The organism is Candidatus Zixiibacteriota bacterium (genome assembly GCA_040753875.1).
Classification (GTDB): Bacteria; Zixibacteria; MSB-5A5; order GN15; family FEB-12; genus DATKJY01.
Window position 1 is genome coordinate 43,120 of the sequence record JBFMDV010000015.1, and the last position, 11,312, is coordinate 54,431.

At 56.0% G+C, this 11,312-nt stretch carries 8 protein-coding genes; all 8 read left to right on the forward strand.

The window, feature by feature from the left end; all coding sequences use genetic code 11:
- The first annotated feature begins 53 nt into the window (after nt 1-53).
- The 8 genes from AB1644_05915 to bshB1 all read left to right on the forward strand — a co-directional run bounded on the left by AB1644_05915 (nt 54) and on the right by bshB1 (nt 11,089).
- On the forward strand, nt 54-1,097 hold the full coding sequence (locus tag AB1644_05915; protein MEW6050582.1) for a lysylphosphatidylglycerol synthase transmembrane domain-containing protein: 1,044 nt from the start codon (nt 54-56) through the stop codon (nt 1,095-1,097).
- A 309-nt stretch (nt 1,098-1,406) separates the two neighbouring features.
- A complete protein-coding gene (locus tag AB1644_05920; GenBank protein MEW6050583.1) occupies nt 1,407-2,066 on the forward strand; it encodes a TetR/AcrR family transcriptional regulator in 660 nt (219 codons plus the stop codon).
- An 11-nt stretch (nt 2,067-2,077) separates the two neighbouring features.
- Entirely contained in the window at nt 2,078-3,403 is a 1,326-nt protein-coding gene (locus AB1644_05925; GenBank protein ID MEW6050584.1) for a TolC family protein, read from the forward strand.
- A gap of 2 nt (nt 3,404-3,405) precedes the next feature.
- On the forward strand, nt 3,406-4,437 hold the full coding sequence (locus tag AB1644_05930; protein ID MEW6050585.1) for an efflux RND transporter periplasmic adaptor subunit: 1,032 nt from the start codon (nt 3,406-3,408) through the stop codon (nt 4,435-4,437).
- Complete coding sequence (locus AB1644_05935) at nt 4,434-7,592, forward strand: efflux RND transporter permease subunit (protein ID MEW6050586.1); 3,159 nt, start codon at nt 4,434-4,436, stop codon at nt 7,590-7,592. The genes AB1644_05930 and AB1644_05935 overlap by 4 nt, the downstream gene beginning before the upstream one ends.
- Entirely contained in the window at nt 7,567-9,189 is a 1,623-nt protein-coding gene (gene bshC, locus AB1644_05940; protein MEW6050587.1) for a bacillithiol biosynthesis cysteine-adding enzyme BshC, read from the forward strand. The genes AB1644_05935 and bshC overlap by 26 nt, the downstream gene beginning before the upstream one ends.
- Nucleotides 9,190-10,320 carry an N-acetyl-alpha-D-glucosaminyl L-malate synthase BshA gene (gene bshA / locus AB1644_05945; protein ID MEW6050588.1) on the forward strand — a complete coding sequence of 377 codons (1,131 nt, stop codon included), beginning with the start codon at nt 9,190-9,192 and terminating at the stop codon, nt 10,318-10,320.
- Nucleotides 10,313-11,089 carry a bacillithiol biosynthesis deacetylase BshB1 gene (bshB1, locus tag AB1644_05950; protein ID MEW6050589.1) on the forward strand — a complete coding sequence of 259 codons (777 nt, stop codon included), beginning with the start codon at nt 10,313-10,315 and terminating at the stop codon, nt 11,087-11,089. Before bshA ends, bshB1 begins: the two co-directional genes overlap by 8 nt.
- Nucleotides 11,090-11,312 lie beyond the last annotated feature (223 nt).

Below are 11,312 nucleotides of genomic sequence, written 5' to 3' on the forward strand. Positions count from 1 at the left end.
TTTGAGATGAGTCCTATCTTGCCGGCCAAGCTTCGGTCGGAGTGCGTCTTTTCGTGCTGAGATTACTGAAAAAGAAACAGTTCTGGGGCGCCCTGATTGGACTCTTCCTGCTGGCCTATTGCCTGAAGGACATCAAACCGGGCGAGATCCGCGAACTCTCCGCACGCGTCCAATACGACTACCTGCTACTCGCCATCGGCATGGCGTTTTCGTACATCGTCCTCCGGGCTTTCCGGTGGCGACTCATGGTCGAACGACAGGCTCCTATCATCCTACCGCGCGCGGTGGCTCTCTATTCAGCCGCTCAGGTCGTGAACATGATCATGCCGATGCTGACCGGTCAGGTAGGTCGGCTCATGTTATTCGCCCGAAAACTCGGCGTCCGCAAGACATTCGTTTTTTCCACTATGGTGCTCGAAGTTCTTTTCGATGCCGTCAGCCTGATCATTTTCATGTTCTTCACCTCGGCGGCGTTCGTCTTCCCAAGCGAATACCGAGCGGTAAGTTTCGTAGTCGCAGGCATCACGGTGATAGTCTTGGCCGGTTTCTATCTCATTTTGCATTACCAGCGGCCGCTGGAAGAGTGCGGCCGTCGCTGGATGGCTGGGCGCTGGCCGGGCGTCTATATCACCGTAAAGAAATTCATGCGCTCCTTCACCAAAGGGATCGAGTTGCTTCGCTCCAGCCAGCATCTGGCCGGCTCCATCCTGTATTCGCTTGCCTCCTGGATCTGCCACATGTTCGTCATATATGCCCTGTTCAAAGCATTTGGGCTCGAACTCCCCATCGCTGCCGCTGCTGCCGTGATGATCATCAATACGATCGTCCTGATGGTTCCCATCACGCCCGGCAACGCCGGTACGTTCGAGGTGGCCGTCAGTGCCTCCTTGGGGGCCTTTTCACAGGGGCGAACCGACGCCGTCCTGTTTGCCCTCGCTCTGCACCTGCTTGACCTCCTGCCCGTCATCCTGCTCGGCATTGCATTCTTTCACTTCGAGAAAGTCTCCCTGAAAGAGATCAAACGAGGTCACGAGGATGAGATGATTTTCCAACGCATCGCCGAGGACGGCACTTTCATCGAAGAAGAGCGACCGTAAACTGCCCCATCATAGGTTCACTCATCTAAAAGAGGATATGCACCCGGTTTGTCTATCCGCCGTAACGTCAAGCTATTCATGGACTAACGTGCCCAAGATAACCGGGCCGGGTACAACAATCAATCCATACTATTTAGGTAGTCTTATTTTGGACCGCCTTCATTTTTTTCGCTAAGAATCCCCTACGGATCAAAACTTTTGTCGTGTTTTATCGTTAAAGGCCTTGACGTCGCCGCATGAGGCGATATGTTAAATACCAACCGGTAGGTATCTTCAACATACCACCCGGTAGGTTTGAAGAGGTTGAATATGAGTAACGCACTTAAGATCAAACAGAGCCCGAAACTTCCGGCCGAATTGCGACGTGAACAACTTCTCAAATCGGCCCACGAGTTGTTCGTGAAGCAGGGCTACCGCGGCACTTCCACGGAGGACATTGCCCGAAACGCGGGACTCACGAAGGGAGCCCTCTACTTTCATTATAAGAGCAAGGAAGAGATACTCCTGGCGCTCATCAAACACATTACCGAGGGGTATCGTGCTGAACTGGACCGGGTGTTGCCGCGACCAGCCAGACCACAGGATATCATACATGCTGTGCTGCAAAACAAAAAATGTACCCAGATTCGCGAGTTCAGCGGCATTATGGATATCTGGGTTCAAGCCATCCGTATACCGCGGGTACACCGGTTTATCACTGAAACGCACCGTCGGATGGTCACTTACTTCTGCGACCTCATCGATCCGTCGCTGGGGTACACGCGGCAGGAACTCCGGCGACTCACGGTGCTGGTATTAGCGATCGCCGATGGGCTGGCGGTCCATCGCGTACTGCACCCGGGAACCATCCAGATTCCTCAACAGATTGCACTTTTCGAATCGCTCCTGGCAAGTCATGCCCGGGCGAAGAACGGCGGCCGGGCAGCCTACACCCACAGAACAGCTTCACGAACAAGAAGGACGAGATGACAATGATTTCCATGAACAGACTGTTCCCTGTGTTTTGTTTTTTGACGGTTTGTGCTGCCGGCGTCTCTTCGACAGCCGAGACCGTCCCGCTTACTGTGGCCGATGCCCGTACCCGCGCCATCACCTTCAACAGACAATTCCTGTCGGCAAAAGAAGATGTCAAAAAGGCAGGTGCGCAGATAACGCAGGCACGCGCCGGGTTGTTTCCTGATATCAGCGCTGAAGGCAGCTACACGCGCAACTTCTTAGTGCCAACCTTTTATATCTTCTCGGATTCCGGCACACTTGCATTCAAGACCGGCTCAGACAACAATTTTGGCGCCGGTATCAGCGTCAGCCAGCCGATCTGGGAGGGAGGCAAAGTCCTGAACGCATGGGCCATTTCAAAACTCTACCACAAGTACACGCAAGCCGGCCTGGAGCAGACCGAGGCATCGGTCCTCTACACCGCTGAACTGCTGTTCTTCAACACCATTCTCCAACGTGCCAATCTGGAGGTCTTGCAGAAAGCGTTCGAAGCCAACAGCCACAATCTCGATGTTGTTGAGAAATTCTATGCGAAAGGTATGGCCTCCGAATTTGAACTGCTCCGTGCCCGTGTGGAGAAGGCCAATCTTATGCCCGGAATTCTGGCCGCTGAGTCGGATGTCACCCTGGCGGAGAAGCGCCTGAAATCGTTCCTGGGACTCAACCTGTCGGACAGCATTGTCATCATTGAAGAAGCGGGGGATACCTCGCTGGTCGAGCTCCCGCCCCTCGACCGTCTGCTCGATACCGCTCTCGCTCATCGACCGGAGGTGCAGCGCTCGCATTACCTCACGCAAATGACTAAGCGGGCGATTCGAGTGGCCCAGGGGGATTACCAGCCGACCCTTGACGCCAACGCTCATTATGGCTGGCAGGCGCAGTCAAATGATTTTCAATTCGATAACCAAACCCGCTCTCTTACCGCCGGTCTCACGTTGTCGATTCCGCTGTTCCAGGGAGGAAAAACCAGGGGGGAAGTGGCCTATCGCAGGGCAGACTACAACCAGGCACTGCTGGCAGACCAGCAAATGAAGGACGACGTCCGCCTCGAGGTCGAGCAGGCGTACGACCTGTTGATGCAGGCAAAAAAATCTCTCGATGTTCAGAAAGAGACGATCGCGCAGGCCGAGGAAGGCCTGCGCATTGCCAATCTTCGCTATTCTTCCGGCGTCGGCACTCAGCTCGACGTCCTCTCCGCGCAGGCGTCACTCACCGATGCCCGTCGCGCCCATGCCCTGGCGCTCAATTTCTTCCGCCAGGCCAGAGCCGGTCTCAAGAAAGCAACGACAATTGATTTGGATATGAAGTGACCATGAAAACGCCAATACTCACACTCGCCGTGCTGACAGGACTGGCTCTGACCTCCTGCAGCCGTAACGAACAGTTGACCACGCTTGAGCGAACCGTCGCCGTGCGCGCTGAGGTAGTCCGGATTTCCACCGAAGACATGGTGAAGACGTTCACCGGCTCAATCGAGGGAGAACGTCAGGCTGTGTTGTACGCCAAGCTGGCCGAAGCTGTCGATAAAGTACACGTCCGCGAAGGGCAGACTGTGCAGACAGATCAGGTTATCATCTCTCTGGACAAACTCGGACCAAGCTCTCGTTACAACGAGACCATATCGCTGTATCAGAATGCCGAAAAGAACTTCGCCAAGATGGAATATCTTTTCAAGGAAGGGGCGATCTCCGAATCCGAATTTGATCAGGCCAAGACCGGCTACGAGGTGGCCAGAGCCAATTTCGACGCCGTCAAACGGCTGGTGGACATCACGTCCCCAATTGAGGGTACCGTGACGTCCATCCCGGTATCACCCGGCGATTTCGTTCAGGTCGGGCAGAAAGTCGCCACGGTTGCCACCATTCGCAACCTGCGCATCAAGTTCGGTGTCAACGCCGATGATATCCGGTTCATCTCCGTCGGAGCCGATGTCACTGTCATTTCAGATGCTCTCTCACAGACCGGGCACGGCAAAGTAGTGTCGGTGGCCGAGTCGGCCGACCCGTTCAGCCGCGCCTTCCAGGTCGAAGCGCTCATCGATAACCAGGAACGCCTCTTCAAGCCCGGCATGTTTGTGAAGGTCAATATCGTGCAGAAACGACTCGAACATGTGATCGCTATACCGCGAGTTGCGGTCGTAACTCTGGACGATCGCACCGTCGCGTTCACGGTCCAGAATGGTACGGCCAGGCGTCAGGATGTCGTCCTTGGCGAGGATCTGGATGGCCGGGTGGTTGTCACGTCCGGCCTTACTGCCGGTGACACGCTCGTCACACTGGGTCAGACGTATCTTGAAGACGGTTTCAAAGTGACAGTGGCGGCGGCTGGAGACGAAGGCAAATGACACTGTCAGAAGTTGCTATCAAGCGTCCGGTCTTCACCACCATGATGATGCTTGCACTCGTGGTGCTTGGATACACGGCGCTGACATCTCTTGCCGTCGAGGAGATGCCGAAAGTTGACTTTCCCTACGTAACTGTCCAAACAGTCTATCCCGGTGCTGCGGCTGAGACGATCGAGACCGAGGTCTCCAAGCGGATCGAAGATGCCGTCAACCAGATCTCCGGCGTCCGCAACATCACCTCGCGCTCGCAGGAGGGGTACTCGCTGGTCTTTATCGAATTCCAGCTCGAAAAGGACGTCTATGACGCCGCTAACGACGTTCGCGAGAAGGTGGCCGGCATCCGAGGGGACCTTCCTGAAGAGATCGAGGAGCCGGTCGTCAGCCAGTACGACCCGCAGGCCAGGCCGGTGTTGTCGCTCACGGTGTCCGGCTCTCGCCCGGCGCGCGAGATAACGGAACTCGCCAAGAACCTGATAAAAAAGCGGCTTGAGACCGTTACCGGTGTCGGCCAGGTGCTGCTCATCGGCGGTTCCGAACGCGAGGTGCTCGTTGCCCTCAATCCGGAACGGATGGAATCGTACGATGTCAGCGTTGCCGATGTTCAGGACGCCATTCGTGCTGCCAACCTCGAAGTGCCGGGGGGCAGAGTGGACGAGAAGTCGCGCGAGTATCTTGTCCGAATCATGGGCCGAATCGACAATGTCTCGCAGTTCAATAATGTGATCATCAAGAACCGGCAGGGCGTGCAGGTGCGATTACAGGACATCGGCCGTGCTGTTGACACAACCGTCGAGCAGCGCTCGTTGTCGCGGTTTAATGATAAACCTGCCGTCTCACTCGGCCTCAGCAAACAATCCGGAGCCAATGTGGTCGATCTGGCGCACGAAGCTCGTAAGGTCATAGCTGAACTCAAAAGCGAAGTGCCGCCCGACATCAAGATAGAAGTTGTCGCCGACGATTCCGAGTTCATCGAGGAATCGATCGCCGAGATCAACTTCAATATTATCTTCGGCATGTTGCTGGCCGTCATTGTACTGTACTTGTTCCTGCTTGATTTTCGTCCCACTATCATCGCCGGACTTTCCATCCCGATATCGTTGATCGCAACATTCACGGTTATGAAGATGCTCGGGTTTACGGTCAATTTCATGACCCTGCTCGGGCTGTCGCTGGCGGTCGGAATGCTTATCGACGACGCCATCGTCGTCATCGAGAACATCTATCGCCACATCGATGAAGGAGAAGCTGCCTGGAGCGCCGCCTTTACCGCCACCAAGGAGATTGGCCTGGCGGTGATGGCAACCACGTTTTCGATCGTGGTCGTGTTCATTCCGGTCGCCTTTATGGAAGGGATCATCGGGCGATTCTTCTACCAATTTGGCATGTCGGTAGCATTTGCGGTAATCATCTCGCTGTTTGTAGCGTTTACGCTTACACCGATGCTGTCCGCCCGGTGGTTGCACAAGCATGGTGACGCCGGACCTGGCGCACACTTGGAGTCAGGTTTCTGGCGCAGGTTTCACGGTGCGCTTGGCTATTGGAACCGAGCCTTCGACTGGTTCAAACCCAAATACCACGGTCTCCTCGCGGCATCTCTACGCAGACGATGGGTGGTCATGGTAGTTGCCGTCCTTTCATTCGCCGGCGCTCTTGGCACCACATTGTTTCTGGGGAGTGAGTTCCTCACCGAATCGGACCGGGGCCAGTTTGCGATTGGCGTCTCCACACCACCCGGCTCCACATTACAGCAGACCTCAGATGCTATTGCCAGTATCGAAAGAATCGTTCGAGTAATGCCCGAGGTCACCTCCACCTATGTGACCATCGGTTCCGGCAATGACCCGGTCACCGAAGGCCAGATTCTGCTGAAGCTCGTGGACCGGGCAGAACGAAAACTGTCGGCCAAGCAGATGATGGACTCCGTTCGCGCGCTTATTGCGGATATCCCAGGCATCGAGACATCGGTCTCAAGCGGTGAGCATGGCGGCGGAAGTAATAGAGAGGTCGAATTCTCGGTTCGTGGTGAGGATCTGGACGTCGTTCGCGGGCTCGCGCGGCAGGTACAGAAAATTGTCACCGGTGTGCCCGGCACCGTGGATATTGATAACAGCATGGCCGAGGGAAAACCTGAGCTGCACGTGCAAGTGGACCGAAAGGCCGCCGATGATCTTGGTCTGAATCTGGCGGCCATCCCCATGACGGTCCGCGCCCTGGTGGAGGGAGAGGTGGTCACGCGATACAAAGAGGGGAACGAGGAATACGATGTTCGCATGCGGCTCGACAAGCCGTACCGGGCCTCTGCCGAAGATATCGGACGGATCCTTGTCGAAAGCAACAAGGACAAACCGGACAACGGCAAGCTGCTTGTTCCCCTGAACCGCGTCGCCACCATAACCAAACGATCCGAGATTGGCCAGTACGATCGGTTCAATCGTCAGCGTGAAGTGCGGGTCAACTGGAACGTGACCAGCGGCGCTTTTACTGGTACTACTTCCAATCTGGTCTTGGCCGAAGTGGCCAAAATGCAGGTGCCGCCCGGCTACATCATTGAACCGACCGGTATGGAGAAAATCCGCGGCGAATCATTCAACGCAATTGGTAAGGCACTCTTCCTGGCGGTGATTTTCATCTACCTGTTGCTGGCTTCACAGTACGAGTCGTTCTTTGACCCGTTCTCCATTATGCTATCTCTTCCGTTGTCGCTTATCGGCGCGTTTCTTGGACTGCTGGGCTCATCCTTGTCCATTCAATCATTGATCGGTATCGTCCTCTTGATGGGGCTGGTCACCAAAAACGCCATTCTGCTGATAGATTTCGTTAAGCAGCAACGCGCCAAAGGTATTCCACGGACCGAGGCCATTCTCATGGCCGGTCCGATCCGGCTCCGCCCCATCCTGATGACCACTTTCGCCATGGTGTTCGGTATGCTCCCGCTGGCAACCGGACTGGGTCCTGGCGGCGAATTCCGGGCCCCCATGGCCCGTGCGGTTATCGGCGGTGTCATTTCCTCCACGCTGTTAACGCTCGTGGTTGTACCGGTGGTTTACACGTTAATTGATGATTTTGTCGGGCTCTTTCGGCGTCGCTCCGCTGTTACAGCTTCGGTAACCGGAAAGGAACCTGCCGTTGGTGAATCACTTGATCGCCCCAAATAAGGCGCTCGGCTACTCCAAACTCTATCTGGACTTCCTGGCCGACCTCCCGTCGGCCAGACGTCTGTATGGATCAGGCGACTTGCCGGCCGTCGCCCAGCAATTGGACAGGCATGCAGCCCACCGCCCTTCAATGGTCCATATTCTTAGATGTCAGAACACTGCCTTCGGGGCTTCAGAGCGCACGCTCGCCGCTATCGAACAACTGCTCGATCCGAAGGCTCTCTGCGTGTTTGCCGGTCAACAAGCCGGTTTGTTCGGCGGCCCGATGATGACACTCATCAAAGCGCTCGGTGCTGTCAATCGGGCCAGGCAATTCTCCCAGGAACTCGGGCGACCGGTTGTGCCCATCTTCTGGATCGCCGCCGATGACCACGACTTCGCCGAAGCCAATCACACCTGGCTCCTGAACCGAGAATCGGAACTGGTCCGAGTATCGTATGACACCCCCCCCGCATCGGCGCTCTCTATGGGAAAAACGCGTTTTTCGGACCAGGAGGCGCTCGATCGGGCAATATCTGCGTATCGAGCCAGTCTCGGCGAGACCGAGTTCACCTTATGGCTTTATGACCTGCTCGACCGCTCTTACACTTCCGGCGAGACATTTGTCTCGGCCTTCGGTCGGTTCATGGCGGCTTTGACAACCGATACCGGGCTGATCCTGTTCGACCCTTCCGACCCTGAGGTCAAACGCCTCGCCGCTCCCTTTTTCGGCTCGATGCTCGACCGGCAGGTAGCGATCACGGATGCTATTCATGGCGCCAACCAACTCCTTCGGGAATCGGGCTACCATGTCCAGGTGGAAAAGGACCAGCAGGCCACACATCTGTTCCTTGACCAAAATGCCCGCACGCCTGTCACGCGCGACAGCGGTCAATTCCGGGCCGGCGACCGAAGTTATGACGAGCACGAACTGCGCTCGATAATCGATTCGGAACCCGAGCGCCTCTCACCCGATGCGCTCCTGCGGCCGGTCATGCAGTCATACTTACTGCCTGTGGTAGGTCAACTCGGTGGGCCATCGGAAATCGCCTATTTCGCTCAAATGTCCTCCCTCTTTCCCTTGTTCGATCTCCCGGCTCCGGTCCGCCTCGCTCGTCCAACCCTGACACTCGTGGAATCGCGTTACGAGAAGATGATGGATGAGTTCGGCATAACGTTCGACGAGTTAACCGGCGATATCGAATTGGTCGTCAACCGGGTCCTTACCGCCAGTTTCCCCGCCGATCTGGAGCAACGGTACTCACAGCTTCGCGCCGATGTGGCTTCACGCTTCGAGGAATTCAGCAGTCAGTCACTCCAATTCGACCCCTCCGTTAGTGAGTTCGCCAAACAGACATTCGGCAAAATAGACTTCTCCTTAAGGCAATTCGAGGACAAGCTGTTCGCCGGACATAAGAAAAAGCAGAAAGAGATGCGCGACCGCCTATATAGACTCGGCCGAAGCCTGTATCCGAATCGCGGTTTGCAGGAACGAACCCTCAATGTCGCCTATTTCGTTGCCAAACACGGTCGGGAGATAGTATCTTTTGTCCATCAGCGGATGGATGCCAACCAGACCGCACATCAACTCATTTCATTAGCGGAGTTCAAGAAATAGATGGTCATCGGTATCACCTGTTATCCGGTTCCGGGCGGTTCCGGCATTGTTGCCACCGAACTCGGCCAGCAGCTTGCCACCCGCGGGCATCTGGTCCATTTCATTTCCTACGCGTTGCCGTTTCGTCTGGACAAGTATCAGGGGAACGTCTTCTACCACGGCGTCGAGACGACCGCCTATCCGCTCTTTAAGCAGCCCCCGTACACACTCACGCTGGCATCGAAAATGGCCGATGTCGCCCGTGCGTACAAGCTTGATGTTCTCCATGTGCACTACGCCATTCCGCACGCAACGTCGGCGTTCCTGGCGCGGCAGCTATTGGCGGTGGAGAACAACCATTTGCCGAAAATCATCACCACGCTTCATGGTACCGATATCACGCTGGTCGGCGCCGATCCGTCCTTCTACGACATCACACGCTTTTCCATCAACATGTCCGATGGCGTCACGGCCGTTTCTAACTATCTTGCCGCCGAGACGCGCGATGTGTTCAAAATCACCAAAGAGATCCGCGTCGTACACAATTTCTTCGACGCCTCCCGTTTCAAACCACATTCCAGTCAGTGCAAACGGGCCGAGTTTGCCGCCGATAACGAGTATCTTGTCATGCACGTCTCCAACTTCCGCCCGGTGAAACGGACCATGGACGTCATCGATGTTTTCGAGCGAATCTCCGCCGAACTCCCGGCCAAACTGGTGCTGATCGGTGAGGGCCCGGACACCGTTCTCGCCCGACGCCAGATCAACAAGCGTGGCCTGACTGACAAAGTCAATTTCCTCGGCAACCAGAGCCGGGTGGAAGCAGTCCTGCCGTGCGCCGACTTGTTTTTGCTTCCCTCGGAAGAAGAGTCATTCGGCCTTGCTGCTCTCGAAGCATTGGCTTGCGGCGTGCCGGTTATCGGCACGTCCGGAACAGGCCTGGTGGAGGTCGTCGATGATTACCGCAATGGCTTTCTGCTGCCGGTAGGAGACACCGTCTCGATGTCTCGTGCTGCTATTGCGCTCCTTCGAGACAAACAGCGATTGGCGGAATTCAAGGCTTCAGCCGCCGAGTCGGCACACCGGAAATTCAACGCCGACAAGATCGTCGCCGAGTACGAACAATACTACGAGGAAGTCATCCGTGGCTGACGCCCCGAAACTCGACGTTCTCTCCATAGCCGCCCATCCCGATGATACTGAGATCACCTGTGGCGGTCTGCTTATCAAAATGGTCAAGCGGGGGAGAGCTGTCGGCGCGCTGGACCTGACTCGCGGTGAGGCGGGGACGCATGGCGATGAAAATAGCCGTGCCTCCGAGGCGGCTGCCGCGGCCAAGGTAATGGGGTTAGCCTACCGACACAATCTCCAGATAGAAGACGCCGCCGTCGAATACAACCAGCCGAACAAACTCAAGATTGCCGAGGCTATCCGCGCCACGCGGCCCGAACTGGTCATTCTGCCGCATTGGGAACAGCGCCATCCGGACCACAACGCTTGCAGCCGTCTCGGCTACGATGCCTGCTTCCTGGCGGGCTTGAAGAAGCTGAAAATCGACGGCGAGCCGTTCCGTCCGCGAAAAATCATCTACGTCTCATATTTCCGTAATACCGACTACTCGTTCCTTGTCGATATCACCGATGAATTCGAGCAGAAATGCGAGGCGGTGGCCGCCTACCAGTCGCAGTTCGGCAGTGGCACATCGTTCAAGGATATCCTTAAAGGGACGACTAACCTGTACGATCTCATCTCCACCGGCGGCAGGAACATTTTCTCGCCAGGTATCAACATCTACGATCTCATGCACACCCGCGCGCATCAATTGGGGCAATTGGCTGGTGTCCGTTACGCCGAGGCCTACACGATCAAAGAGCGCATCCTGATTGACGACCCCCAGACGATGCCGGTGGCGTCTGTCTGATCGCATGCAGCGGTTTCCCGTGGCCAAAAACCTCTCTTCAAGTCATTGCGAGGCGCTTCGCCGAAGCAATCTCGATATGAGGCCAGGGGTCCATTTCCGAGATTGACTTTATGAAAAGGCCGACGTCTACAGTACCTTACGGGTAACTCAAACCAACCGTAAGGAGAGGAGACGCGGCCATGAGTAATGTCTATGTTGGCGTTGATTTGCACAAGCAGAGTTT